General features: G+C 70.5%; 25 protein-coding genes. 17 read left to right on the forward strand and 8 right to left on the reverse strand.

From position 1 onward, the window contains the following. Window positions 1-49: 49 nt before the first annotated feature. A complete protein-coding gene (phoU, locus tag AC3E6M_RS05695) occupies window positions 50-724 on the reverse strand; it encodes a phosphate signaling complex protein PhoU (RefSeq protein WP_138172705.1) in 675 nt (224 codons plus the stop codon). Between the two features lie 172 nt (window positions 725-896). Between phoU and AC3E6M_RS05700 the strand changes: the two genes are divergently transcribed. Next, window positions 897-2114 carry a sensor histidine kinase gene (locus AC3E6M_RS05700; protein ID WP_490529307.1) on the forward strand — a complete coding sequence of 406 codons (1218 nt, stop codon included), beginning with the start codon at window positions 897-899 and terminating at the stop codon, window positions 2112-2114. Next, on the forward strand, window positions 2111-2794 hold the full coding sequence (locus AC3E6M_RS05705) for a response regulator transcription factor (protein ID WP_138172703.1): 684 nt from the start codon (window positions 2111-2113) through the stop codon (window positions 2792-2794). Before AC3E6M_RS05700 ends, AC3E6M_RS05705 begins: the two co-directional genes overlap by 4 nt. Window positions 2795-2852: 58 nt before the next feature. Here AC3E6M_RS05705 and AC3E6M_RS05710 read toward each other — a convergent pair whose 3' ends face one another. Further along, the gene (locus tag AC3E6M_RS05710) at window positions 2853-3362 is read right to left on the reverse strand and encodes a DNA modification methylase (protein WP_490529308.1); all 510 of its coding nucleotides are present in this window, start codon (window positions 3360-3362) and stop codon (window positions 2853-2855) included. A 173-nt stretch (window positions 3363-3535) separates the two neighbouring features. Between AC3E6M_RS05710 and AC3E6M_RS05715 the strand changes: the two genes are divergently transcribed. Together AC3E6M_RS05715 and ispD are read left to right on the forward strand one after the other, a co-directional pair. Then, window positions 3536-4018, forward strand: coding sequence for a CarD family transcriptional regulator (locus AC3E6M_RS05715; protein WP_056229249.1), 483 nt, complete (start codon window positions 3536-3538; stop codon window positions 4016-4018). Window positions 4019-4061: 43 nt separating this feature from the next. Further along, window positions 4062-5261, forward strand: a complete 1200-nt coding sequence (ispD, locus tag AC3E6M_RS05720) for a 2-C-methyl-D-erythritol 4-phosphate cytidylyltransferase (protein WP_490529309.1) — start codon at window positions 4062-4064, stop codon at window positions 5259-5261. Here the strand turns inward: ispD and AC3E6M_RS05725 are convergent. Further along, entirely contained in the window at window positions 5258-5719 is a 462-nt protein-coding gene (locus AC3E6M_RS05725) for a GNAT family N-acetyltransferase (protein ID WP_490529310.1), read from the reverse strand. The two genes, ispD and AC3E6M_RS05725, sit on opposite strands and share 4 nt — an antisense overlap. A 68-nt stretch (window positions 5720-5787) precedes the next feature. On the opposite strand from AC3E6M_RS05725, the gene cysS reads away from it, so the two are divergent. Both cysS and rlmB read left to right on the forward strand, forming a co-directional pair. Beyond that, the gene (gene cysS / locus AC3E6M_RS05730; RefSeq protein WP_490529311.1) at window positions 5788-7188 is read left to right on the forward strand and encodes a cysteine--tRNA ligase; all 1401 of its coding nucleotides are present in this window, start codon (window positions 5788-5790) and stop codon (window positions 7186-7188) included. Then, complete coding sequence (rlmB, locus tag AC3E6M_RS05735) at window positions 7181-8179, forward strand: 23S rRNA (guanosine(2251)-2'-O)-methyltransferase RlmB (RefSeq protein ID WP_490529312.1); 999 nt, start codon at window positions 7181-7183, stop codon at window positions 8177-8179. Before cysS ends, rlmB begins: the two co-directional genes overlap by 8 nt. On the opposite strand, the gene AC3E6M_RS05740 is transcribed toward rlmB, so the two are convergent. Continuing rightward, a complete protein-coding gene (locus AC3E6M_RS05740) occupies window positions 8176-9192 on the reverse strand; it encodes a ketopantoate reductase family protein (protein ID WP_490529314.1) in 1017 nt (338 codons plus the stop codon). The two genes, rlmB and AC3E6M_RS05740, sit on opposite strands and share 4 nt — an antisense overlap. 141 nt (window positions 9193-9333) lie before the next feature. On the opposite strand from AC3E6M_RS05740, the gene AC3E6M_RS05745 reads away from it, so the two are divergent. Genes AC3E6M_RS05745 through AC3E6M_RS05755 form a run of 3 tightly spaced genes read left to right on the forward strand, consistent with a single transcriptional unit; the run spans window position 9334 to window position 12182 of the window. After that, on the forward strand, window positions 9334-10800 hold the full coding sequence (locus AC3E6M_RS05745; RefSeq protein WP_490529315.1) for an amidohydrolase family protein: 1467 nt from the start codon (window positions 9334-9336) through the stop codon (window positions 10798-10800). Between the two features lie 9 nt (window positions 10801-10809). Continuing rightward, a complete protein-coding gene (locus tag AC3E6M_RS05750; RefSeq protein ID WP_490529316.1) occupies window positions 10810-11121 on the forward strand; it encodes a Dabb family protein in 312 nt (103 codons plus the stop codon). Between the two features lie 5 nt (window positions 11122-11126). Further along, on the forward strand, window positions 11127-12182 hold the full coding sequence (locus tag AC3E6M_RS05755; RefSeq protein WP_252370880.1) for a zinc-dependent alcohol dehydrogenase: 1056 nt from the start codon (window positions 11127-11129) through the stop codon (window positions 12180-12182). Window positions 12183-12188: 6 nt separating this feature from the next. Here AC3E6M_RS05755 and AC3E6M_RS05760 read toward each other — a convergent pair whose 3' ends face one another. Both AC3E6M_RS05760 and AC3E6M_RS05765 read right to left on the reverse strand, forming a co-directional pair. Next, on the reverse strand, window positions 12189-12881 hold the full coding sequence (locus AC3E6M_RS05760; RefSeq protein ID WP_252370878.1) for a helix-turn-helix domain-containing protein: 693 nt from the start codon (window positions 12879-12881) through the stop codon (window positions 12189-12191). A 119-nt stretch (window positions 12882-13000) separates the two neighbouring features. Next, entirely contained in the window at window positions 13001-14041 is a 1041-nt protein-coding gene (locus AC3E6M_RS05765; protein ID WP_490529317.1) for a ketopantoate reductase family protein, read from the reverse strand. Window positions 14042-14172: 131 nt separating this feature from the next. Between AC3E6M_RS05765 and AC3E6M_RS05770 the strand changes: the two genes are divergently transcribed. From AC3E6M_RS05770 to AC3E6M_RS05805, 8 genes are all read left to right on the forward strand, one after another. Further along, window positions 14173-15606 carry an amidohydrolase family protein gene (locus AC3E6M_RS05770; protein ID WP_490529318.1) on the forward strand — a complete coding sequence of 478 codons (1434 nt, stop codon included), beginning with the start codon at window positions 14173-14175 and terminating at the stop codon, window positions 15604-15606. A 132-nt stretch (window positions 15607-15738) separates the two neighbouring features. Further along, entirely contained in the window at window positions 15739-17118 is a 1380-nt protein-coding gene (locus AC3E6M_RS05775; protein WP_490529319.1) for an amidohydrolase family protein, read from the forward strand. Continuing rightward, complete coding sequence (locus tag AC3E6M_RS05780; protein ID WP_138172689.1) at window positions 17115-18140, forward strand: ABC transporter permease; 1026 nt, start codon at window positions 17115-17117, stop codon at window positions 18138-18140. The genes AC3E6M_RS05775 and AC3E6M_RS05780 overlap by 4 nt, the downstream gene beginning before the upstream one ends. 105 nt (window positions 18141-18245) lie before the next feature. Beyond that, window positions 18246-19424 (forward strand): substrate-binding domain-containing protein, encoded by a 1179-nt coding sequence (locus tag AC3E6M_RS05785; RefSeq protein ID WP_138172688.1) that lies wholly within the window; start codon window positions 18246-18248, stop codon window positions 19422-19424. Beyond that, window positions 19424-21937 carry an ATP-binding cassette domain-containing protein gene (locus AC3E6M_RS05790; protein ID WP_138172687.1) on the forward strand — a complete coding sequence of 838 codons (2514 nt, stop codon included), beginning with the start codon at window positions 19424-19426 and terminating at the stop codon, window positions 21935-21937. The genes AC3E6M_RS05785 and AC3E6M_RS05790 overlap by 1 nt, the downstream gene beginning before the upstream one ends. Before the next feature lie 55 nt (window positions 21938-21992). Beyond that, the gene (locus AC3E6M_RS05795; protein ID WP_138172685.1) at window positions 21993-23375 is read left to right on the forward strand and encodes a M24 family metallopeptidase; all 1383 of its coding nucleotides are present in this window, start codon (window positions 21993-21995) and stop codon (window positions 23373-23375) included. Then, on the forward strand, window positions 23375-24280 hold the full coding sequence (locus tag AC3E6M_RS05800) for an NAD(P)-dependent oxidoreductase (protein WP_490529320.1): 906 nt from the start codon (window positions 23375-23377) through the stop codon (window positions 24278-24280). Before AC3E6M_RS05795 ends, AC3E6M_RS05800 begins: the two co-directional genes overlap by 1 nt. Further along, on the forward strand, window positions 24277-24981 hold the full coding sequence (locus AC3E6M_RS05805; RefSeq protein ID WP_490529321.1) for an SDR family NAD(P)-dependent oxidoreductase: 705 nt from the start codon (window positions 24277-24279) through the stop codon (window positions 24979-24981). Before AC3E6M_RS05800 ends, AC3E6M_RS05805 begins: the two co-directional genes overlap by 4 nt. Here AC3E6M_RS05805 and AC3E6M_RS05810 read toward each other — a convergent pair. Then, on the reverse strand, window positions 24974-25657 hold the full coding sequence (locus AC3E6M_RS05810) for a GntR family transcriptional regulator (RefSeq protein WP_490529322.1): 684 nt from the start codon (window positions 25655-25657) through the stop codon (window positions 24974-24976). The genes AC3E6M_RS05805 and AC3E6M_RS05810 overlap by 8 nt on opposite strands. Then, on the reverse strand, window positions 25654-26178 hold the full coding sequence (locus AC3E6M_RS05815) for a VOC family protein (RefSeq protein ID WP_490529324.1): 525 nt from the start codon (window positions 26176-26178) through the stop codon (window positions 25654-25656). The genes AC3E6M_RS05810 and AC3E6M_RS05815 overlap by 4 nt, the downstream gene beginning before the upstream one ends. Window positions 26179-26296: the final 118 nt, after the last annotated feature.

The raw sequence follows: 26296 nt of genomic DNA on the forward strand, positions 1-26296 counted from the left end.
CGAGAGGGGGTGGATGCCGTGGCATCCACCCCCTCTTCGTCGTTCTGCGTCAGACGACCGGGATCGGAGTCTCGTCGTCGGCGCCCGCCCAGTCGCCCGTGGCGAGGTAGACGACCTTCTTGGCGACCGAGACCGCGTGGTCGGCGAAGCGCTCGTGGTAGCGGCTGGCGAGCGTGGCGTCGACCGTGGCCGTGGCCTCGCCCTTCCACGAATCGCCGAGGACCTTCTCGAACACGCTGACGTGCAGCTCGTCGATGTCGTCGTCGTTGTCGCGGATCTCTTCTGCGATCCGGAGGTCCTGCGTGCGCAGGAGCTCGGCGAGCTTGCGCGCGACCTCCACGTCGAGCTCGCCCATGCGCGTGAAGGTGCTCTTCAGGCCCTTGGGGATCGCCCGCTCGGGGAACCGCGAGCGCGCGAGCTGCGCGATGTGCTCCGCCATGTCGCCCATGCGCTCGAGCGAGGCGCTCACGCGCAGAGCGGTGACGACGATCCGCAGGTCGCGGGCGACCGGCTGCTGGCGGGCGAGGATCTCGATGGCGAGCTCGTCGAGCGCCAGTGCCTTCTCATCGATGATCGCGTCGGCCTCGATGACCTCCTCGGCGAGGGCGACGTCGCTCGTGCCGAACGCGCGCGTGGCACGGTCGATGGCGACCGCCACCAGGTCGGCGATCTCGACCAGTCGGCCCTGGACGTCCTCGAGGGACTGATGGAATACTTCGCGCATCGCGGTACCTTCCTCGTCGGCGGCACGGCACACAAACGTTCCGCGACCCTCGAGGGATTCTTCCCAGCGAAGGTTAACGAGTGGTGCTGTGACAGTGAATAGTAGCCTCTCGCCACCGCCCTCCCCGTCTGAACGGACGGTGACGCCCGATGGGCGGCTCTACGCTGGTGCCATGGATCAGACGCAGCTCTCGCTGCTCGCGCTCCTCGTGGGAATCATTGTCGGGGGCTCCGTCGTGGGTCTCGTCGTGGCCGCGCAGCGCGTTCGCGACCGGGCGGCCGCCCAGGGCTCGTCGGTTCTCCCCGAGGGGGTGGAGTCCGTGCTCGGTGCCCTCGACGACCCCGCTGTCGTGTGCGACACGTCGGGCACGGTGCTGGCGCTCTCGCCCGCCGCCGAGGTCTTCGGGCTGGATGCCGGCAGCGCGATCGCCGACGAGGATCTGCGCCGCGTCGCGCGCGAGGCCCGCGACAACGGCGCCGCCGTGAGCGAGAACTTGCGCCTCCGGCGGGGAGCGGCCCCCGCCGAGCCGCGCCTGGTCGCCGTTCGTGCCGCACCCGTCTCGGCTCGCCTCGTGCTGTTGGTGCTGCGCGACATCACCGAACGCGAGCGCGTCGAGGAGATGCGCCGCGACTTCGTCGCCAACACCAGCCACGAACTCAAGACACCCGTCGGTGCCGTGAGCCTGCTGGCCGAGGCGATCGAGTCCGCCGCCGACGACCCTCCGCAGGTGCGGTACTTCTCCGGGCGGCTCCAGGCCGAGATCTCGCGGTTGTCCGCGCTCACCAATCGCATCCTGAGCCTGTCGCGGCTGCAGGCCTCGGACGAGCTCAGCGAGGTCCGCGACGTCTCGATCGACGAGGTCGTCACCGCGGCGATCGAGTCGCACACGATCCAGGCCGACTCGGCGCAGGTCACCGTCGTGCGCGGTGGCACGAAGGGCCTGTGGGTGCGCGGGGAGCCGCAGATCCTCACCGAGGCGCTCGGCAACCTCATCGCCAACGCCATCGCGTATTCGCCGCACGGGTCCAAGGTGGGCGTCGGGGTCAAACTCGACGAGAACGTCGTGGAGATCGCCGTCACCGACCGCGGTATCGGCATCCCCGAGATCGATCAGCACCGCGTCTTCGAGCGCTTCTACCGCGCGGATCAGGCGCGATCCCGTCGCACCGGTGGCACCGGCCTCGGACTGTCGATCGTCAAGCACGCCGTGCAGCGCCACGGCGGCGAGGTGCGGTTGTGGTCGCGCCCCGAACGCGGGTCCACGTTCACCATCCGACTGCCCCGGTCCGAGGCGCCCGACCTCGACCTCGTTCGTCCCAAGGCGCGTCGCAAGAGCCGCAAGACCGGCTCCGCCGCCCGCCCCGCACCCGTGAAGGGAGACACCGCATGACCCGCGTTCTGATCGTCGAGGACGAGCCCGATCTCGCAGACCCGCTCGCCTACCTGCTGCGACGGGAGGGGTACGAGGTCGAGATCGCCGAGGACGGTGCGCTGGCCCTCACCGCGTTCCGCGAGCGCGGTGCCGACATCCTCCTGCTGGATCTGATGCTGCCCGGGATGCCGGGCACCGAGGTGTGCCGTCAGCTGCGGCTGACGTCGCAGGTGCCGATCATCATGCTCACCGCCAAGGACTCGGAGGTGGATATCGTCGTGGGGCTCGAGCTCGGCGCGGACGACTACGTCACCAAGCCCTACTCGACCCGGGAGCTGCTCGCGCGCATGCGCGCAGTGCTGCGCCGCCGGAGCCCGGAGGAGTCCGACCTCGACGAGCGCATCCTCACCGGCGGTCGCGTGACCCTCGACATCGACCGGCACACGGTCTCGGTCGACGGCGCCGAGATCAACATGCCGCTGAAGGAATTCGAGCTGCTCGAGGTCCTCATGCGCAACGCCGGTCGCGTGCTCACGCGCGGCCAGCTCATCGACCGCGTGTGGGGGACCGACTACTTCGGCGACACCAAGACGCTCGACGTGCACATCAAGCGCATCCGGTCGCGCATCGAGCAGAGCCCGAGTGAGCCGTCGATGCTCGTGACCGTGCGCGGTCTCGGCTACCGCTTCGAGGCCTGACCCGCCGCACACGACGAAGGCGCCGACGGGATCCCGTCGGCGCCTTCGTCGTGTGCGGTCAGGAAGACGGCGTGGGCGTCGGCGTCGGGGTCGGCGCGAGCGGGCGCAAGTACTCGAGCGCGCCGTCGAGCACGGGCACCTGGATGAGGGCACCCTCGGCATCGCCGGACTGGAAGAAGATCGGGATCGTCGAGCCGGGGACGGCATCGATGCCGTCGAGCTGCAGAGGCGCGACGTCGTTCGCCAGGTCGCCGAGGCTGAGCGTGCGGCCGGCCGCGACGTTCACCGAGGCGCGGACGGCGCTGCTGCCCTCGCCGACCTCGAGCCGCAGCATCTGCGACTTCGTGGTGTCGTTGACGATGGCGGCGACGAAGTTGCCGACCGTGCCCTCTTCATCGGCCACGATCAGGGCGTTGCGCACCTGCAAGGGGCCCGACTCGGGAACGTTCACCCCGTCGGAGGCGGAGTAGTCGATGGTGGTCGCCTGGGGGGCAACGAGGTTGCATCCCGTCGTGCCCAGAACGACAGCGGCACCAACGGCCAGAGACGCGAACAGGCGCGATTTCACGGATCCTCCCGGAACGACAAACGGCATCCTGATCATCCTACGGGGTCCGGACGCGCCGCCCGCCCGCCGCGGGCCTCCTCGCGCGCGTGGAGGAGGGATCGTCCGGGGTGGGGCGGAACCTTAGCGCATCGGGCCCTGTGGTATCCTGGATGTTGCCGAAAGGACATAACTCCATGCTTTTTGAGGTTGGCGAGACCGTCGTTTACCCGCACCATGGCGCGGCCACGATCATCGAGGTCAAAGAACGCGTCATCAAGGGCGAGACGAAGAAGTACCTGAAGCTCAACGTCACGCAGGGCGACCTCGTCATCGAGGTCCCCGCCGACAACGTCGACCTGGTCGGCGTTCGTGACGTGATCGGCAAAGAGGGTCTCGACCGCGTGTTCGAAGTGCTGCGTGCCCCCTTCACCGAGGAGCCGACCAACTGGTCGCGCCGCTACAAGGCGAATCTCGAGAAGCTCGCTTCGGGCGACGTGATCAAGGTGAGCGAGGTCGTGCGCGACCTGTGGCGTCGCGATCAGGACCGTGGTCTCTCCGCGGGCGAGAAGCGCATGCTGGCCAAGGCCCGGCAGATCCTCGTCTCGGAGCTCGCCCTCGCCGAGAAGACCGACGAAGACCGCGCGAGCGTTGTGCTCGACGAGGTCCTGGCGTCCTGATCCCGCGCGCGGTTCGTCCGCGCGTCCGCGCTAGCGTGGTCGGGTGATTCCCTCACCCGTTCCGCGTCTGGCCGTCATCGTCGTCGCCGCCGGCTCCGGCACACGCCTGGCCGGCGGCGCTCCGAAGGCATTCGTCGGGCTCGACGAGCACACGATCCTGCGGCACGCGCTGCGGGGCGTCTTCGCCGCGCCGCGCGCACAGGTCGTCATCGTCGTGCCCGCCGGCTTCGAGGGTCCCGCCCTCACCGACGCCCGCGAGGCGGCCGGCGACCGGGCCGACCTGGTGTCGGTGGTGCCGGGCGGTGCCACGCGCCAGTCCTCGGTCGCCGCAGGGCTGGCCGCGCTCTGGGCCGACGTCGACACTGTCCTGGTGCACGATGCGGCGCGCGCCCTCACGCCCCCCGCGGTGTTCGAGCGGGTGGTGGCGGCCCTGGAACGGGGAGCCGACGCGGTGATCCCGGCCGTCCCCGTCGTGGACACGATCAAGCGCGTGGATGCCACGGGCGCGATCGTCGCGGCGGTGGACAGGTCCGAGCTCGCCGCGGCGCAGACCCCGCAGGGCTTCCGGCGCGGTGTCCTGGAGGAGGCGCTCGTCTCCGCCGACGCCGACCACACCGACGACGCCGCCCTCGTGGCCGCCGCCGGCCACGACGTGATCACGGTGGACGGCGATGCGACCTCGTTCAAGATCACGACGAGCCCCGACCTCGACCGCGCCCGCGCCTTGCTCTCGGCTCCGCTTCCGGCGGCCCACCCGTCCCCGCCGCAACGAACCCCGCGCGTGGGCATCGGCACGGACGTCCACGGCTTCGGTGGGGATGGCACGCTGTGGCTCGCTGGTCTGGAATGGCCGGGGGAGCCGGCGCTGTCCGGCCACTCCGACGGCGATGCCGTTGCGCACGCGATCGTCGACGCAGTGCTCGCGGCGGCAGGACTCGGTGACATCGGGACTCACTTCGGCACCGATCGGCCCGAGTTCGCGGGCGCGCACGCCGAGGCCTTCCTCGCCCACACGCGGAACCTCGTGGCGGCGGCCGGCTGGCGGATCGGCAACGTCTCGGTGCAGGTGCAGGCGAACCGTCCGCGGTTCGCGTCGCGCCGTGACGAGGCGGAGCGCGTCCTGTCGGCGGCCCTCGGGGGAGCGCCGGTCTCGGTGAGCGCGACGACCACGGACGGGCTGGGCTTCACGGGCCGCAACGAGGGCGTCGCCGCCTTCGCGACCGCCTTGGTCGTCCCGGTCTAGATCTCTCGCGTCATGAACGTCGACAGCGGGTCGGGGCGGTACGCCCCGAACGGCGGGCATTCGACGAACCCCTCGCTCGCGTAGAGGCCGCGCGCAGCGGCGAACTCGTCGCCGCTGCCGGTCTCGAGCCACAGGCTCCGGATGCCGCGTGCCCGCGCCTCGGACATGATGTGCCGGAGGATCGCCCGGCCGATGCCCTTCCCCAGGAACGCCTCGGTGACGCGCATCGACTTCAGCTCTCCGGCATCCTCGCCCCAGGCCGCCAGCGCGCCGATGCCCGCGAGCTCTCCCTCCACTCGCGCCGCCCAGAGCAGCGCGCCGTGGTGGACGAGAGCGTCCGCGTCGAGCGCGTGGCAGCTCTCGGGCGGGGTGTCCTCGAGCATGCCGGAGACGTGCGCGGTCACGAGGGCACGGGTGTCGGCGGCGGACAGGTCGTCAGGGTGGATCTCGAGGGCCATGCCGAGACACTAACGGCGGCGTGTTTCGGGCACGGGTCGCCGTCAGGGGCGGCCGGTAGGCTTGTGCGGTGACCGTCCGGCTGTATGACACGAAAGCGCAGGCTCTGCGCGACTTCGTCCCCGTCGACCCCGCGAACGTCACCATGTACGTCTGCGGTCCCACCGTGCAGTCCGGTCCGCACATCGGCCATGTCCGCGCCGCGCTCGCGTTCGACCTGCTCCGCCGTTGGCTCGTGCACCGCTTCGGTCGGGTCACGTTCGTGCGCAACGTCACCGACATCGACGACAAGGTGCTCGCCAACGCCACCGACACCGAGCCGTGGTGGGCGCTCGCGTACCGCATGGAGCAGGAGTTCTCCCACGCGTACGCCGCCGTCGGCATCCTTCCCCCCACCTACGAGCCCCGTGCCACCGCCTCGGTGACGCAGATGCAGGAGCTCATCGCCGAGCTCATCGATCGCGGACACGCCTACGCCGCCGCCGGCGACGTCTACTTCGACGTGCGGTCGTGGCCCGCCTACGGCGAGCTCACGCGCCAGAGCGTGGATGCCATGGAGTCCGCCGCCGACGCCGACCCGCGCGGCAAGCGCGACCCCCGCGACTTCGCGCTGTGGAAGGGCGCGAAGGAAGGCGAGCCGGCGTCGGCGACGTGGGCGTCGCCATGGGGCGCGGGACGACCGGGGTGGCACATCGAGTGCTCGGCGATGTCGCGGCGCTACCTCGGGCCCGAGTTCGACATCCACGGCGGCGGCCTCGACTTGCGCTTCCCCCACCACGAGAACGAGATCGCCCAGTCGACCGCCGCGGGCGACGCGTTCGCGCGCTACTGGGTGCACAACGGGCTCGTGACCGTCGACGGGCAGAAGATGTCGAAGTCGCTCGGCAACTTTGTCCTCGCCGATGACGTGCTCGCCGAGCGCGACGCGCGGGTCGTGCGGTACGCCCTCGCGGGGGCCCACTACCGCTCGAGCCTGGACGTCTCGGACCGCGCCTTCGAGGAGGCGGCTGCCGCCCTCGGTCGCATCGACACGTTCCTCGAAGCGATGGACCGTGTCGTCGACCCGGCCGGCCCGCGCTCCTTGCCCGATGCCTTCGCCGAGGCACTCGACGACGACCTCAACGTCCCCCGCGCACTGGCCGTGCTGCACGAGACCGTCCGGGCGGGCAACAGCGCGTACGACTGGAGCGGTGACCCCTCTGTCGAGATGGAGGGTTTTGCCGCCGACGTGCGCGGGATGGTCGAGTTGCTCGGGCTCGCCCCTGAAGACGCTGCGGCGACCGGAGCCATGCGAGGAGCGGCAGCGGCATCCGCCCTCGACGCCCTCGTGCAGGAGATGATCGCGCAGCGCGCCCGCGCCCGCGCCGACAAGGACTGGGCGGCCGCCGATCGCATCCGAGATGCCATCGCCGCCGCCGGAATCACGCTGGAGGACACTCCGGCCGGAACCAATTGGAGTATCGATGCCTAAGCCTGGACGCCCGGGAGCACGCAACCCCGGCAAGAAGAAGGGGCCCCTCAAGGGCACCGGCGGACACTCGCGCAAGGCGCTCGAGGGCAAGGGGCCCACGCCCAAGGCCGAGGACCGCGCCTGGCACGTCGCCGGCAAGCGCAAGGCGGCGCAGGAGCGCTACGCCGCCGCCGGCGGCAAGGGCAAGCCGGGCGTCCGTCCGGTCGGCTCCTCGCAGGGTCGCGCTCGCGCCAAGCAGACCGACGACACCGAGACGGTCACCGGCCGCAACTCGGTGCTGGAGGCCCTGCGCGCCAAGATTCCGGCGACGGCGTTCTACATCGCGCAGCGCGTCGAGATGGACGACCGCGTCAAGGAGATGCTGTCGATCGCCACGCACCGTGGCATCCCGGTGCTCGAGGTGACCCGTCCCGAGCTCGACCGCATGGCCGGTTTCGACGGCGTGCACCAGGGCGTCGCGCTGAAGGTGCCGCCCTACGAGTACGCGCACCCGCAGGACATGCTCGAGAAGGTCGTCGATCGCGGGGACCTGCCACTGTTCGTCGCCCTCGACGGTGTGACCGACCCGCGCAACCTCGGCGCGATCATCCGCTCGACCGCCGCGTTCGGCGGACAGGGCCTCATCCTCCCGCAGCGCCGCTCGGCGAGCGTGAACTCCGCGGCGTGGAAGACCAGCGCCGGCGCGGCCGCGCGCGTCCCCGTCGCTCTCGCGGCGAACCTCACCGCGACGCTGAAGGACTTCAAGAAGCAGGGCGTCTTCATTCTCGGTCTGGCCGGTGACGGTGACGTGTCGCTGCCCTCGCTCGAGCTCGCGGACCGCCCCGTCGTGATCGTCGTCGGCTCCGAGGGCAAGGGCCTCTCGCGCCTGGTCACCGAGACGTGCGACCAGGTCGTGTCGATCCCGATCTCGACGGCGACCGAGTCCCTCAACGCCGGGATCGCGGCATCCGTCGCGCTCTATCAGGTGTCGACGCTGCGCAACGCCGGCTAAGCGGCTCCGCCGCCCCGCAGGAGGGCGAGCGCGTCGAGGGAGGGTTCGACCTCGCCGCGCTCGATGGCATGGCCGACGGCGACGATCGCCTCGTTGACGGGAGTCGGGATGCCGAGTCGGCGGCCGGCCGCCACCACGGTGCCGTTGATGTCGTCGACCTCGCTGTGTCGGCCCTTGCGCCAGTCCTGGAGCACGGTCGTCGTCGCCCCGGGCACCGTGAACCGTTCGTAGAGCGCGTCGAGCATCGTCACGACGACGTCGGGCGACGCGGCGATCGAGGCGGGGGTGAGCCCGAAGATCGGCAGGACCCGGTGGTCTCCGGCGACCCGGAGGGCCTCACGTCCGGCCTCGAGCATGAGGTCGCGCATGCCGGGCACCGCGATCGCGTCGACCATGGGGAGGCCGAGCGCGGCCGTCGGAACCAGGACCGAGGCGTTGCTGACGAGCTTCATCCACTTCGCCGAGGCGATGTCGTCCACGCGGGCGACCTCTCCGGCGTGGGAGAGGACGTCGGCGACGTCGTGGCCGCGCCGGGCGGTGGCATCCACCGCGAACCACGAACGCTCGGGGTCGACGTGACGGTGGACGACACCGGGGTCGGTCATGGTCGAGGAGATCTCGATCACCGTTCCGACGCAGCGGTCGGCGCCGACGACGTCGGCGACGGTCTGCGTCGTCATGCCGTTCTGGACCGCGGCGATCGCGCCGTCCTGGGCGAGGTACGGCTCGATGAGCGTCGCGGCCCAGCGGGCGTCGTAGGCCTTCGTCACGAGCAGCACCAGGTCGAAGGTCTCGCGGAGCGTGGCGACCTCGCAGAGGTGCAGCGTCCGCGGGTGGACGTGGCGCGTTCCCGACGGCATCTCGATACGCAGACCGTCGCGACGCATGGCCTCGACGTGCGCGGGCCACTGCTCGATGAGCACCGGATCCAGGCCCGCGTCGATGAGATCTGCACCGATCGAGGCGCCGTTGGCACCGGCGCCCAGCACGGCGATGGACGGTGTGGACATCATGCTCCTTCGTTGGAGTGTGGGCGTACGTGGGCGAGGGATGTTGCGCCGATCATCCAATCCGACTGAACGGAAATCGCGCTCTTGCCTCTGCCTTGCAGAGAGTGTAAACCAGGAACGAACATTCTCGATGGGGAGAAGGCCATGACCGACACCACACCCGCCGCCGAGCAGTTCTCGGCAGATCGCCCGTTCGTCTTCCGCAATGCGACGGTGATCACCATGGACGAACAGGGCGTCCTCGAGGACGCCGACGTCCTCGTGATCGGCCGCGACATCGCCGCGGTCGGGCACCGTCTCGACGTGCCCGAGGGCACCCTCGAGATCGACGCCTCCGGGGGCATCGTCACTCCTGGTTTCGTCGACACGCACCGCCACATGTGGCAGTCCGCTCTGCGCGGCTACGGCGGCGATTGGGCGCTGAGCCAGTACTTCGTCTTCTACTACCTCAACTGGGGTGAGGTCTTCCGTCCCGAGGACGTGTACGCCGGGAACCTGCTCAGCGCGCTGGAGTCGGTCGACACCGGGGTCACGACGACGCTGGACTGGTCTCACGGACTGCGCACTCCGGAGTACGGCGAGGCCGCGCTGCAGGCGCTGCGCGAGATCCCCGGCCGCTTCGTGCTCGGGTACGGCAACTACCTCGGGGCGCCGTGGGAGTGGGCCAACGCCCCCGAGTTCCGCGACTTCGTCTCGCGCAACTTCTCGGCGCAGAACGACATGATGGGCCTGCAGTTGGCCTTCGACGTGCCCGGGGCCTCCGACTTCCCCGAGCGCGGCGCGTTCGAAGCCGCGCGCGAGCTCGGTCTGCGCGTCACGACGCACGCGGGCGTGTGGGGCGCCACCACCGACACCGCCATCACGCAGATGTACGAGGCCGGGTTCATGACTCCCGAGATCTGCTACGTCCACTCCGCGTCGCTGAACGAGCAGAGCTACCAGAAGATCGCCGCGACCGGCGGCACCGTCTCGGTCGCGACCGAGTCCGAGCAGAGTGCGGGGCAGGGGTATCCCTCGACGTGGGCCATCCGCAAGCACGGCATCTCGGCATCCCTCTCGATGGACACGAGCGTGTGGTGGAGCGCTGACTTCTTCTCGGCCATGCGGGCGACCCTCAGCGCCGACCGCTCGCGCGATCATCTCGAGGCGCACGCGCGCGGGGAGACGATCGTGGCCAACCGGCTGCGCGCCGAGGACGTGCTGCGCATGGCGACGATGGGCGGCGCCCTCTCGCTCGGAATGGAGGACCGCATCGGCTCGCTCACCCCGGGCAAGCGTGCCGACATCGTGCTCATCAAGAACGACGAGTCGCCCGCGATGACCCCGATCCTGCACCCCTACGCGCACGTCGTGTACCAGGCCGGAACGGCCGACGTACACACGGTCGTCGTCGACGGCAAGGTCGTGAAGTACCAGGGCACGCGCATCGGTCTGCCGCTCGCGCCCGTCCGCGACAAGGTCGCCGCCTCCGTGGAGTACGTGCGCTCGAAGCTGGGGGAGCAAGCGTGGGCCGAGGGGATGCACCCCGAGATCCCCGTCGACGAGGAGATCGAGAATCCCTACCGCTACACGGACGGCGACGCTCATGTCGTCGCCCGCTCCGACGACTGAGAGGACCGCATGATCCTGCACGCCGCACTGTTCACCTGGAGACCCGAGGTCCGCCCGGAGGAGGTGGAGGCGCTGACCGCGGCGCTGGAGGAGATGGCATCCGGTCTGCCCATGCTCCACGGGTATCGCTGCGGCGTGAACCTCCGTCTTCGTCCGAGCCCCGCCGACTACGCCGTGGTGGCGCTCGTCGAGGACGAGGAGGCGCTCGCCGCGTACCTCGATTCGCCCGCGCACGCCGCGGTGTACGACGCGCACCTGTCGCGGATGATCGAGTCGCGCCAGGCCGTGCAGCTCGCCGTGCCGGACGGAACGACCCTGTGACCGACATGCGGGCCGCGGTGCTGTACGGAGCGGGCGATCTGCGCGTCGAAAGCCGCGCTGTGCCGACGCCCGGTCCCGGAGAGGCGCTCGTCCGCGTGACGGGGTGCGGGGTGTGCGGATCGGATGCCACGGAGTACTCCCGGGGGCCGGTGCTCACGCAGCTGCCCGTCGTCCTGGGGCACGAGTTCACCGGAACCGTCGAAGCGGTCGGCGAGGGAGTCGACCTCGCCGTCGGAGCGCAGGTCGTGTGCGGCGCCGGGATCTCGTGCGGCGAGTGCAAGCCGTGCCGGTCGGGTCGGACCAACCTGTGCCGTCACTACCGGACGGCCGGGCTCCAGGTGGACGGCGGGTTGGCCGAATTCGTCCGCGTCCCCGCTGCCACACTGCTGGACGTCACGGGGTGGGGGCTGGCATCCGACACGCTCGCCCTGGCGCAGCCGATGGCCATCGCCGTCCACGCCGTCGCCCGCAGTGGACTGTCGGCGGGTCAGAATGCCGTGATCCTCGGCATCGGCGGCATCGGGGCCTTCTTGACCGTCGCGGCCGCGGCCGTCGGCGCACGCGTCATGGCGGTGGACCGTTCCGAGGCGCGGCTCGCCCTCGCGCGCGACCTCGGCGCCGAGCGGACGTTCGTGGCGGGGGAGAGCACCGTCGTCGCCGAGCTCGCCGCGGCAGGGTGGGAGGCCGACGTGCTGTTCGAGGTCAGCGGATCGCGCGCCGGCTGGGACGAGATCGTGGCGGCGGCCCTGCCCGGTGCGGTCCTGGTGCCGGTCGGCATCCAACGCGAAGACGTCCCCGTTCCGCTGGGATCGTGGACGCTGCGCGAGTACACGATCGTCGGGACCGTCGCCCACGCGATGGCCGCCGATCTTCCGCGGGCGGTCGAACTGCTCGCGGCTCGGGAGGACTGGACGGATGTCGCCGACGAAGTGCTCCCGCTCGACGACGTGGCCGAGGGTGCTCTCGGTCCGCTCACCCACGGCGGCGCACGGCAGATCAAGACGATCATCGACCCCACCGCGACGCGGCGTCGGTCCGCGCGTCACGGCGTGACGCGCTGAGCGCGGTCAGCGGTCGAGGTCGTCCATCGCCCGGAGGACGTCGACCGCTGACTCGATCGTCTCGCGCGGGGCGCCGAGCTGCTGCCCCGCCGACGGCATGGCCTGGTTCTGTTCGCGGCGACCGACGACGAACCAGATGCCGCGCGCGATCGCGTCGCTCTGGTTGACGTACAGGTGCGGCCGCACCGAGTCGAAGTGCAGGCTGTCGCCGGGCCGCAGGGTGAACGTGTCGAACTCCAAGCGCAGGGTCAGCTCGCCCTCGAGCAGATAGGCGTACTCCATGCCCGCGTGGCGCATCATCTTGCCCTCGACGGAGCTGGACGCGCCGGGCTGGTACGTCACCAGCAGCGCGTCGGCCGGGCCGACGCCGGCGGCCAGGCGCTCCCACCGCACCCCGTTCTCCATGTCGAGCACGGCGTTGTCGGCGGCAGGCTGCACCGTCGGGTCGGCGAGCGCGGGTTCGGGCGCGGGGGCCGCGGCACCGGCCGCGGGGCTCGCGGAGACCCCGAGGAGCTCGTCGATCGAGATGCCGAGATGAGTGACGATGGCGTACAGCGTCGACACCGACGGTTGGGTCTTGCCCGTCTCCACCTGGGAGATGAGACTGGCCGAGACGCCGAGTGAACTCGCCACGCTTCGCAGGCTCAGCCCCCGCTGCAGCCGCGCGTCCCGCAGTCTGCCACCGATGTCGTCGGTCATGTCGGCGCCTCCTCTTCCGAAGGCGGCGACTCCGATCATCGGGGTCCCGCCTCTTGGAGCACCACGCTACCCGCCGCTCTGCACACAGCGTGTGCGCCGCGCCTGAACACGGCGGGGCCTCACCCGATCCCGGGGACGTCCAGCAGGACGTCGACGTTGGCGGCGGAGCGCGTCATCCGGCCCGCCTCGATCTCGCGGGCGAGGCGGACCGTATGCGCGTTGTAGGGGGCTGCCTGCCCGGCGGCGGCGAGCACCGACACCACGAGGCCGTTCACTTCGTCGTACTCGGCGTGCCGGTCCTTCATCCAGTCCTGCAGCACCGTGGTCTTGGTGTCGGGAAGCGAGAAGCTGTCGAGCACCTCGCCCAACAGGTCGGAGGCGTAGCGATCGGGGTCGGTCACGGCCTCGTCGGAGAGGCCGAAGATCGGCACCAGTCGGCTCCCGTCGGCGAGGGCCGCGCGTGCCGCTTCCTTTCCGCACTCGATCATGAAGTCGTGGACGCCGGGGAGGGCGACGGCGGACGCGAGCGGGAGGTCGAGGATCGCGGAGGGGACGAGCTCCCCGGCATTGGCGACGAGCTTCATCCATTTGGAGGAGCGGATGTCGGGGGACACGTCGACGCGACCCGTGTGCGAGAGGACCGCTTGCACCTCGTGCTCCCGGCCGCGGGCGGCATCGTCGTACGCGCCGACGGCGAACCACGAGCCCGAGACCGGGGTCTGCCGGTTCACGATGCCGGGCTCGAACATGTTCGAAGCCACCTCGATGACGGCGCCCATGGTCCGGTGCGCGCCGACGGCGGCGGCGATGGCATCCTGGGTCATCCCGTTCTGCAGCCCGACCACGAGTCCGTCGTCGGCGACGTGGGGGGCGATGAGCTCGGCTACCCAGCGAGTGTCGTAGGCCTTCACGACGATGAAGACGATGTCGAACGGCTCCCGCAACGTCGCGACCTCGCACAGGTGCAGGGGGTGGACGGGGGTCACGTGCGTCTCGTCGGGGAGACGCACCTCGATCCCGTGGGCACGCATCGCCTCGACGTGGGCGGGCCACTGCTCGATGTACGTCACGTCGAGCCCGGCGCGCAGGAGATCCGCGCCGATGCTCGCTCCCTGTGCGCCCGTGCCCAGCACGGCGATACGGGGGGTCGTTGTGTTCATGGGTCCTCCTCGACGCCATTAAAACGTTCGCTGCTGCTTTACAAATTTGGGAGCGACTGTACATTCGTGTGTAGTTCAGCACAACGTCGGGTCGAGGAAGACCCGAACGGATCGCGAGGGAGCGAGCAAGAATGCGCACACTCATCCGCAACGTGGCGGCGGCCACGGTCGATGACGACCTGGGGGACCTGACCCGCACCGACATCCTCATCGAGGACGGGGTCATCCGGGAGATCCGCCCCGACATCGCGGTCGCCGACGCCGAGATCGTGGACGGGCGCGACAAGATCGCGATCCCCGGCATGGTGGACACGCACCGGCACACCTGGCAGACCGCTCTGCGCGGCATCCTGGCCGACGGCAACATCCCCGATTACCTGCGCGGCATCCGGTTGCACATGGCTCCGCTCTACCGTGCCCAGGACATGTACGCGGGCAACTACGTGGGCGCCCTCGACGCGCTCAACTCCGGCATCACCACGATCGTCGACTACTGCCACAACATCCTCGACCCCGACGGCGCCCACGCCGCTGTGACGGGGCTCCGGGATGCCGGCATCCGGGCGCTCTACGGACACGGGCTCACCCCGATCACCACGAACACGTGGAGTCAGTCGCGGGGTGGGTCGGAGGCCGGATCGGATCCGGCAGCCCTGGCCACGCGGGCGCGGCTCGCGCGCGAGATCCGGGACCAGTACTTCGCGAGCGACGACCAGCTGCTGCGGTTCGGGATCGCGCCCCAGGAGCTGGCGATCGCCCCCGTGGCCGACGTGGCCGCCGAGTTCCGCCTTGCGCGGGACCTGGGGGCCCGCGTCACGATGCACGCCAATCAGGTCATGGTGCGTCAGCTGTTCCAGGACGTCGAAGTGCTGCACGCCCACGACCTGCTCGCCGACGATCTGCTCCTCGTGCACTGCACCTTCAACACCCCCCGCGAGTGGGAGCTGTTGAAGGACAGCGGCGTGACGGTGTCGGTGTGCGCCGAGACCGAGATGCAGATGGGCATGGGGTATCCGGCGATCAGCGAGGCCACCGCCTTCACTCCCGGGCCGACTCTCGGCATCGACTGCGTGTCGGGCAACGGCGGCGACATGGTCTCGCACAGCCGGCTGGTCCTGCAGGCCTCGCGCTATCGCGCCGATGAGCCGGGGTACGCGGAGATGCGGGCACCGCAGGAGATGTCGTGGACGACGCAGGACGCGCTGCGATGGGCGACGCTGAACGGCGCGCGGGCCGCGGGGGTGGACCATCTCGTCGGTTCGCTCACCCCGGGCAAACGCGCGGACATCGTTCTGGTGGATATGTCGGGCATCAGCCAGGTGGGGTGGAACCGGGCCGACCCGACCGGGGCGGTCATCTCGCAGGCGCACGCCGGCTGCATCGACACGGTGTTCGTGGATGGCCGGATCGTCAAGCGCGGCGGCACACTGTCTCACGTCGACCTGTCGGCCGCGACGGCGACCCTCGAGCGCTCCCACGAGTACCTGTACGAGCGAATGGGCGGCGCGGGCTCCTTCATCCCGCAGCCGCCGATCGACATCCCGCTGTACCGCGAGCGCGCCTGAATTCAGTCCTGCTGGACGAACTGCACATAGTGATAACAAATACTTGACATGTTCAGTCTGGCTTTTTAGCATCCAATCAACGCACACCACCGGAGCGAGGACGCTCCGGTTCGACGAGGGAGTCACCACCACATGAGCGAGCGCACGCTGCTGCGGGGAGGGACCGTCATCACGGCCGTCCGCCCCGGCGAGGTCCTCACCGACACCGACATCCTGATCGGCGCCGACGGGACGATCGAGGCCATCGGACAGGGTCTGGATGCCGCGGGTGCCGAGGTCATCGACGTGCGCGGACGCATCGTGCACCCGGGCTTCGTCGACACCCACCGGCACACGTGGCAGTCGGTCGTCCGCAACCTCGCGTCGGACTGGTCGCTCACGGAGTACCTGGTGGGACTGCACTCCGGGCTCAGCAAGCACTTCCGCCCCGAGGACACCTACACCGGCAACTACCTCGGCGCCCTCGAGGCCCTCGACTCCGGCATCACGACCCTCGTGGACTGGTCGCACAACCTCGCGACCCCCGAGCACGCCGACGCCGCCGTCGCCGCCCTGAAGGACACCGGAATGCGCGCCGTGTTCGCGCACGGCGGCGGCGCCGACCAGTGGGGGAGCCTCCCATCGGCCAACCCGCACCCCGAGGACGCCCGCCGCGTCCGCGACGAGCACTTCGCCTCGAGCGACGGGCTGGTCACGATGGCGCTCGCGCTGCGCGGTCCGCAGTTCGTCACCCCCGAGGTCAACGTCCTGGACTTCCGGCTCGCGGCCGACCTCGACCTGCGCGTCACGATGCACGCCGGTGACGGCTACTGGGGCAAGTCCGGCCCGATCCACAAGCTCGCCGCCGACGGACTCCTGTCGGACCGCACCACGTACGTGCACTGCTGCACCCTCAGCGACGACGAGCTGCGGCTCATCGCCGACAGCGGCGGCACCGCCTCGGTCGCGCCCGACGTCGAGATGCAGATGGGTCACGGCTTCCCGGCCACCGGCCGTCTGCTGCGCGCCGGCATCCGCCCGACTTTCTCGATCGACGTGTGCAGCTCGAACGGCGGCGACATGTTCGCCACGATGCGCACCGCCATCGGGATGCAGCGCGCCCTCGACAACGCCCCCTCGGTCGACACCGGCGAGGTCCTCGAACGCATCAGCCTCACGTGCGCCGACGTCGTGCAGTTCGCCACGATCGACGGCGCGCACGCCGCGGGCCTGGCCGAGACCACGGGTTCGATCGCCGTGGGCAAGGCCGCCGACATCGTGGTCCTCGACGACCGTTCGCTCGCACTGACGCCGCTGAACAACCCGATCGGCAGCCTCGTGTACTCCGCCCACCCCGGTCTCGTGCGCGACGTTTTCGTGCAGGGGCGCCGGGTGAAGAAGGACGGCGAGCTCGTGGGGGTGGACCTCGGCCGCCTGAAGGCGGATGCCGAGGCCTCCCGCAGCTACCTGCTGGGCGAGATGCCCGAGGCGCGCCTGGACGGCACCTGGCACCCCACACTGGTGACGGCATGACCGACCTCGCCGCTCCCGCCCGCATCGCGCCGAAGGACCACGGTCCCACGGCGCGGATGGTCCTGGCCTGGCCGGGGACCCGCGCGCTCATCGCCGTGGCGGCGCTGTTCCTGATCAGCCCGGTGATCGCGCCGGGGAGCGTGGGGCCGACGGCGATCGTCTCGATGCTGCCGTTCGCGGCTCTCATCGCGATCGTGGCGGTCGGGCAGACGCTCGTCATCCAGCAGGGCGGACTCGACCTCTCCATCCCCGGCGCCGTCACGCTCGGAGCCCTCATCGTCGCCCGCTTCGGTGCGGACGACGCTCTGGGGCTGCCGGGGGCCATCGCCGCCGCGATCATCGCCACCGCCGCCTTCGGCCTGGCCAGCGGCCTCGTCATCACGCTGTTCGGTCTGCCGCCGCTCGTCGTCACGATCGCGGTGAACGCCCTGATGATCGGCACCGTGCAGGCGCTTTCGGGGGGCTTCGCCACCCAGAGCCCGGACGCCTTGAACCAGTTCGCACTCAGTCGGTGGGGCGGCATCCCGGTCCTGGTGTTCTTCGCGCTCGCGCTGACCCTGATCGTCCACGTCGTGCTCAAACTCACCCGCGTCGGTCGCCGGTTCGAGCTCGTCGGGGAGAACCCCCGCAGTGCCGCGAACCTCGGGATCGGCACGCGCGGATACACGATCGTCGCCTATGTGCTCTCGTCCGCGCTCGCCGCGGCCGGCGGAGTTCTGCTGGCGGGGCTCTTGCGCACGCCGACCCTCACCGCCGGCGACGACTACCTGCTGCCCTCGATCGCCGCGGTGGTCCTGGGCGGCACCGCGCTGACCGGCGGGCGCGGCAGCGTCGTGGGCACCGCCCTCGGCGCGCTCTTCCTGGCGCAGCTCACCCAGCTCGTCCAGACGTTCACGCAGGCCACCGCCGTGCAGAACATCGTCCAGGCGCTGATCATCGGCGTCGGCATCGTCGCCCAACTGCAACTGGGCGGCACCACCTCCCGCATCCGGAATCTCATGCGACGGCGTCCCGGAGCCTGACCGCGGCTCACCCCACCACCGCGACCCGCCCGGGTCGACGGGCGATCCGTCGCGCCCCCACACGTTCCTGCACACCCGATCACCCACTCGAAGAGGAGTACCCCCATGATCACCACAGCACCCGCACGGCGAGCAGGTCTCGCCGTCATCGCCCTCGGCGCGCTCGTGCTCGCCGGCTGTTCGTCCACCAACAGCGCCGGCGGCGGCACCGAGGGCGCGAACAACCTCACCGCCGACATCGCCGCCGGCAGCGTCGGGACGATGGACCAGTTCGCCAGCATCGCCGACATCTGCCCCGCCGACGGAGAGAAGGTGTCGGTGGGCGTCGTCGACGGCTACGGCACCAACACGTGGTCCAAGACCGTGCTCGCCGAGATCGAGAGCGAAGCGGCCAAGTGCGACGCCATCTCGGGCGTCGAGTTCATCGCGGGCCGCGGCGACCTCGAGGCGACCACGTCGGGCATCACGAGCCTGGCCGCCAAGGGCACCGACATCATCCTCGTCATCCCCGATGCCGGTCCCGGTGAGGCGCACCTCCCCGCCATCCGGCAGGCCACCCAGGCCGGGTCGATCGTGGTCAACTTCGCCTCCGACCCGCAGGGCACCGCCGGCACCGACTACCTCGACTACACCGACCAGATCCCGACGTTCGTCGGCAAGTCCAAGGCCCAGTGGATCGTCGATCAGCTCGGCAGCGCGGGCGGAAACGTCGTCTTCTTCGGTGGCCCCTCGGGCGCCCTGGTCTCGACGCAGGAGTTCGCCGGCGCCAAAGAGGTCTTCGACGCCAACCCGCAGATCACGCTCGTGAACACCGAGCCGATCTGGACGAACTGGGACCCCGCTCAGGCCCAGCAGGCGATGGCCGGCGTGCTCTCGCAGGGCCAGCCCATCAACGCGATCATCGCCGACTACGGCGCATCGGCCTCGGGTGTCATCCGTGCGTACGAGGCCGCGGGCCAGCCTCTGCCGATCCTCACCTCGACGGACGACAACTCCCTCAGCTGCGGCTTCGCCGACCTCAAGGCCAAGAACCCGGGCTACGAGCTCGCCACGGTCTCGTCGCGCACCTGGATCGGCCGCGTCGCCCTGCGCAAGGCTCTCGCCGCGAAGTTCGGTGGGAAGGATGCCGAGCCCTCGCTGTACGAACTCGCCCTGTTCGAGGACTCCACCGGCACGACTCCCGGCGCCGTGACCCCCGACAAGGCGTGCCTGTCCTCGGCGCCCTCCGACGCGACGCCGTCGACGCTGCTGACCGCTGACGAGATCACGAAGCTCTTCGGCTGATGAACGAGACCCCCACGACCGTGGCATCCGCACTCACTCTCTCGGGCATCACCAAGACCTACCCCGGTGTCACCGCGCTGGACGCGGTCTCGGTCGACATCGCCGCCGGTCGCGTGCACGCCGTGCTCGGCGAGAACGGCGCCGGAAAGTCCACCCTCGTGGGGATCGCGGCGGGGTCGGTGGTGCCGGATTCCGGCACCATCGGCCTCGCCGGCCGCGAGTTCGACCGCATCCGGCCCGCCGAGGCGCGCGAGGCCGGACTCGCCATCGTGTACCAGATCCCCGCGCTGGCGCCTTCTCTGAGCGTGGTGGATGCCGTGCTCCTCCTGCTCCCGGCGAGCAAGCGCCCCTCGCGCCGGACCGCCGCCGCGTGGGTCACGGCCCACTTCCAACGGCTGTCGCTGAAGATCGACCCGCACGCGTTGGTGTCGTCGCTGTCGTTGCGCGAGGCGCACCTGGTCGAGATCGCCGCCGCCCTGGCATCCGATCCCCGTGTGCTCGTGCTGGACGAGCCGACCGAGGCCCTCGGTCCCGAGGAGACGGCCTGGCTGTTCGCGCAGGTCCGGGGCCTGCTCGAGAAGGGCGTCGCGATCGTCTACATCACCCACCGCATCCCCGAGGTGATGGAGATCGGCAACGACCTCACGGTGCTCCGCGACGGCCGCGTCGTCGGCCGGGGCCTGGTCGCCGACTTCACCGCCGACGAGGTGGTCGAGCTCATCGTCGGTCGGTCGCTGGAGACGACCTTCCCCGACAAGCCCGCCGCCCCCGCCGCGTCCGTGGCGCCGGCGCTCGAGGTGCTGGAGCTCAGCGGCCCCGGCTACGACAACGTCTCGTTCTCGGTCTTCCCCGGGCAGATCATCGGCTTGGCCGGCGTCGAGGGCAACGGCCAGCGCCGGGTCCTCCGGGGGATCGCCGGTGGCGGCTCGACCGGGGGCCGTGTGCTCGTCGGCGGGCACGAGATCTCGACCCGCTCGCGCCGCTCGGCGGCCGCTGCCGGCGTGGTGTTCCTCCCCGGGGACCGCATCGGCGAAGCGATGTTCGGCAAGATGTCGATCCGCGAGAACGCCGTCGCCGGAGCCCTGCGCGCGGCGATGCCGGGCGGGTTCGTCCGCCGCAGCCGCGAGTACGAGTTGACCCGCGACGGTGTGGCCGGCCTGGCCGTCAAGACGCCCCACTTCGAAGTCCCGGTCTCGGCGCTCTCGGGCGGCAATCAGCAGAAGGTGCTGCTCGCCCGCGGACGCCTGGGAAACCCCAAGGTGCTCCTCGTCGAGGACCCCACGCAGGGCGTGGACGCCGGTGCCCGCGTGGACATCTACGCGTTCCTGCGCGAACTCGCGGCGTCGGGCGTCGCCGTCGTCGTGCTGTCGACGGATGCCGTCGAGCTCGAGGGTCTGTGCGACCGGGTCGTGGTGTTCTCGCGCGGTCGCGTGCAGACCACCCTGATCGGTGACGACGTCGACGAGCGCGCGATCACGGGGGCGGCGGTGCTGTCGTCCGAGACCGCGTCCGTGGAGGTCGCCGTGACCGCACGTCGTCCGCGTTCGCGCAGCATCCTCGCGGGAGAGACGCAAGCGGTGGTCCTGCTGGGGCTCGCTGTCGCGCTCTCGGTGGTGACGTCGTTCGTGTCGTCGGCGTTCCTCAGTCCCCTGAGCATCAGTCAGCTGCTGGCGGCCGCAAGCGTGCTCATCCTCGTCGGTCTCGCGCAGCTGGTCGTGGTCATGACCGGCGGCATCGACCTGAGCATCGGATCGGTGGTCGCGCTGTCGGCGGTGATCCTGTCGTTCTTCGCGCAACAGGGGATCGGGTTCTTCCTCATCGGCGTCGTCCTCGCCCTCGCCGCGGGAGCCGCGGTCGGGTGGGTCAACGGTCTGCTGGTGACGCGCCTCTCGCTGCCCCCGGTCATCGCCACACTCGTGAGCTCGATCGCCGTCCTCGGCCTCGCGCAGGTGCTCCGGCCCAGCCCCGGGGGAGCCGCCCGCGCGGACGTGCTCACGACCCTCGGCCTCGCGGTGGCCGGTGTGCCGATGATCCTGGCGTTGGCCGTCGCGATCGCGGTGGTCATGTGGTTCGTGATCCAGCGCACCCGCGGCGGACGCGCGCTGCGCGCCGCCGGCTCCGACCCCGTCAAGGCCAACCGCATGGGCGTCCGCGTTCCGCGCACCCGGCTGCTGGCCTCGGTCGCGGCGGGCGGGCTCGCCGCCCTCGCGGGGTTGGCCGTGTACTCGCGCTCCGGCATCGGCGACGCCAATGCCGCGCAAGCCCTCACCCTCACCTCGGTGACCGCGGTGGTCATCGCCGGCGCAAGCATCTTCGGCGGCTCGGGTTCCGCGCTCGCCGTGGCCGCGGCCGGGTTGTTGCTGCAGACCGTGACGAGCGCGCTGGCGTTCCTCTCGCTCGGCCTGTCGTGGCAGTACTGGATCCAGGGCGCTTTCGTCCTGTTCGCCGCCGTCGTCCCCCTCGTCATGGTGCTCGTGCGCCGCGGTCGCTCATCGAGGGTGCGGGCCGGCTGAGCGTCTCGGTCGCCCCGCATCCCATCGGAATCCCTCAGGCATCAGGAAGGCCATCATGAAGAACACCGGAACCACGGGCACCAACGGCGTCGACTGGGAGGCGCGCGTCGACTTCGACCGCCTCCGCGACGACCGCCTCGCGCGAGTGAAGGCGGAGCTGGAGCGCTCGGACCTCGGCGCGGTTCTCGCGTTCGACTTCTCCAACATCCGTTACATGACCGCCACCCACATCGGCACGTGGGCTATGGACAAGCTGATCCGCTTCAGCCTGCTCACTCGCAACACAGATCCGATCTCGTGGGACTTCGGCTCGGCGGCCAAGCACCACGCGCTGTACAACCCGTGGCTCGACGTCACCTCGTCGGAGATGGATGCCGATCCGCACGCGCCGCACGAGGGCACCACGCGCCCGCGGCTCGAGTCGGGGGCCCGGGCGGGCATCTCGACCCTGCGCGGTGCGTTCCCGCCGGATGCCGGGATCGCCGAGGAGGTCGCCCGAAAGATCAAGCGCGAACTGGAGAAGTTCGGCGTCGCCGATCAGCCCCTCGGTGTCGACGTCATCGAACTGCCGATCCTGTTCGCCCTCCAGAAGGTCGGCATCCAGGTCGTGGATGGCCAGCAGGTGTTCATGGAGGCGCGGCGCATCAAGACCGGCGACGAGATCCGGCTCCTGACCCAGGCGGCCTCGATGGTCGATGCGGCGTACGAGGAGCTGTACCGGTTCCTGCGCCCGGGCGTCCGGGAGAACGAGGCGGTCGGGCTCGTCGCCAAGACGCTGTACGACCTCGGCTCGGAGTACGTCGAGGGTGTCAATGCCATCTCCGGAGAACGCTGCTCTCCGCACCCGCACGTGTTCTCGGACCGTCTGATCCGTCCCGGTGACCCCGCGTTCTTCGACATCCTGCACAGCTGGAACGGCTACCGCACGTGCTACTACCGCACGTTCGCGGTGGGGTCGGCGAGCACGAAGCAGAGGGACGCGTACACCCGGGCCCGGGAGTACATGGATCGGGCGATCGCGCTCGTGCGTCCCGGCGCGACGACCGCCGACATCGTCTCGGTGTGGCCGACGGCCCAGGAGTTCGGCTTCGCCGACGAAGAGGCGGCGTTCGCCCTCCAGTACGGGCACGGCGTGGGCCTGTCGATCTGGGAGAAGCCGATCTTCTCGCGGCTGGTCTCCTTCGATCACCCCGAGGAGCTCAAGGAGGGCATGGTCTTCGCCCTCGAGACGTACTGGCCCTCCGCCGACGGGTGGGGCGCTGCGCGCATCGAAGAAGAGGTCGTCGTCACCGCCACCGGGTGCGAAGTGATCACGAAGTTCCCGGCGGAGGAGCTGCTGATCGCCGGTCCCCGGTACATCGCCGTCGGCGGTCCGCTGAACAACCAGCGCGACTCGCAGTCGCACCTGAACACGACCTGGGGTCGCGGGGAGGCGTGATGTCGTCGGTCGGCTTCCTCGGCCTCGGTTCGATGGGCGCCGCGCTCGCGCGGCGCCTCGTCGACGCCGGGCACCGCGTCCACGTCTGGAACCGCTCGCGCGGGCCGGTCGACGACCTCGTCGCGGCCGGAGCCGTCCCGTGCGCGACGCCCGGCGAGGCGCTCGCGCACGACGTGTCGTTCTCGATGCTCGCGGATGACACCGCCGCCCTGGCCGTGCTGGATGCCGAGGCCGTGGCATCCACGACCGGCGGTGTCCATGTGAACCTGGCGTCGATCAGTCCGGCCGCCGCGGTCGAGTTGCAGCGCAGGTTCGCGGGGGCGGGTGCGCGCTACGTCGCCGCCCCGGTGCTCGGGCGGCCCGCGGTGGCCGCCGAGGGGCGGCTGAACATCCTCGTGGCGGGGGAGTCCGCGGTCGTCGCCGAGGTCGAGCCCTACCTGCAGCTGTTCGCCGCGCGCCTGTGGCCCCTGGGCGAGGAGCCGTCGACGGCGAACGCGGTCAAGATCGCCGTGAACTACGACATCATCCACGCCATCCAGGCGATGGGCGAATCGGTCGCGCTCGTGGAGGCGCGGGGCGTCGACCCCACACTGTTCATCGAGATCCTGACCTCGACGCTGTTCGCCGGTGTCGTCTACAGCGGCTACGGCGGAATGATCGCGCGGCAGTCCTACGACCCGCCCGGGTTCGACGTCGCCCTCGGCGCCAAGGACCTGCGGCTGAGCGCCGAGATCGCGGCCGAGTCCGGCGTGTACTTGCCCGCGCTCTCGGCGCTGACGGCGGTGTTCGATCGCGCACTCGCCGAACCGGACCTCGCACGCCTCGATTGGGGAGCGGCGGCCGAAGTCACCCGGCGGGGGCTCCTGTCGGCATCCGAGAACGAACGAGAAGGAGGTGCGGCATGAGCCGCAGGTATCTGGTGGTGGGTGGCACGTCCGGGATCGGACGCGAGATCGTCGCGTCGCTCGCCGCGGACGGCCACGAGGTGACGCTCACGGGTCGCGATCCGATCGCCGCCCAGGCGATTGCCGAAGAGATCGGACCGAACGTCCGCGGGATCGCGGTCGACATCTCGGAGCCGGAGGACATCGCCCCCGCGCTCGCCGGCGTCGGCGAACTCGACGGCCTCGTGCTCGCCGCGATCGAGCGCGACGCGAACACCGTGCGCGACTACGACATCGCCCGCGCCCGGCGCCTGGTGACTCTCAAGCTCGTGGGGTACACCGAGACCGTGCACACGCTGCTGGACCGGCTCGTGCCCGCGCGCTCGACCGGCATCGTGCTCTTCGGCGGCCGGGCGAAGGACGCTCCGTACCCCGGCTCGGTCACGGTCTCGACCATCAACGGCGGCGTCGAGGGGCTCACGACGGCCCTCGCGCTCGAACTCGCCCCGCTGCGCGTCAACGCGCTGCACCCGGGCATCATCGGTGACAGTCCGTTCTGGGCCGGGAAGCCCGCGGGGGTCCTCGAGGGCTACTCGTCCCGCACGCCTGGCGGCGAGCTTGCGACGATGAGGGACGTGGTGGATGCCACCCGCTTCCTCCTGCACAACGAGGGCATCTCCGCGACCAACCTCTACGTCGACCGCGGGTGGCGCATCACCTGACGATCGCCGCGTTGTCAAAGATCTCGGGATGCCGCTCGAGCTCGATGCGCGTGCGGCGGATGTGCCGTTCCAGCACGTGCGCGGCCTCTTCGGCGTCGCCGCGGCGGAGTGCCGCGACGAGAAGTCGGTGGTCATGGTGCGCGGAGCCATCGTGTCGCACGTGCGCCGCGCCCACGAACGCCCTCCGGTAGTGGTGCGTGCGGTTCCACAGGCCCCGGACCGTGTCGCCGAGCATGACCGTCTGCGTGGGGGCGTACGTGGCGAAGTGGAACTCCCGATCCAGCCGCAAGAAGTCCTCGGCATCCGCCCGCTCCATGTGCGTGGCGAGGTCGTCGAGCAGGTCGAGATCGTTCGGGGTCAGCAGCGGCGCGCTCATCACGAGCAGCACCGGCTCGATGCGCTCGCGGACGAGGTAGAGCTCCTCGCATTCGGCGAGGGTCAGCCGCGACACCCACGCACCGGAGTTCGCGACGAGCGTGACGAGTCCCTCGGCCTCGAGGATGCGCAGGGCCTCGCGCACGGGGATGCGGCTCGTGGTGTGCCGTGCCGCGAGGTCCTCCTGGCGGATGCGGGTGCCCGGGGGATGGATGCCGCGCAGGATCTCCCCGCGGAGAGTGTCGGCGATCCCGGACCCGGCGCGGCCGTGGTCGCGGGCGACGGGGAGCACGCCGGTCATTCGGCGGGCCTTGCCGGATGCCACAGCAGTGTCGTCGCGTCGCGCTCGTACGCCTTGCCGTCGGGGTAGCTGACGAGTTCGAACTGCATTCCCCACGGGGCGCGGAAGTAGATCCAGCGCTGCCCTGCCGAGGCGGCGCCGCTGACGACGGGTTCGCCCATGACATCGACGCCATGGGCGTGCAGGTGGGCGACCGCGGCATCCAGGTCGTCGACGTAGAGCGCGAGGTGGTGCCCGCCGATGTCGCTGTTGCGCGGGGGCGGGGCCTGTCCGTCGGCGGCGTCGTACGCGAAGACCTCGAGGTTGGTGCCCATCCCCAGTCGATAGAAGCGGATCTCGCGGATGCGCGTACGCGGGTGCACGCCCAGCTGCCGCGTCATCCAGTCGCCTTCGCCCGCGCGGCCCGGGAGGGTGTACACCGGCTCGGCGCCCAGGACGCCCACCAGGAACGCTTCGGCCTCGTCGAGGTCGGGGACGGTGACGCCGATGTGATCGCTGCCGCGCAGACCGGGAAGTGCCATGGCCGTTCCTCCATTGGATCCATTGGCGCCTCTAGAGGTGCCCGTTACCAGTATCTCGCCACAAGGATGCCTTGTATTGGAGACAATCCGATCGTACAGTGATGATGAACATCCTGTA

Source organism: Microbacterium sp. SCPM-O-B-15248 (M128) (assembly GCF_058214835.1).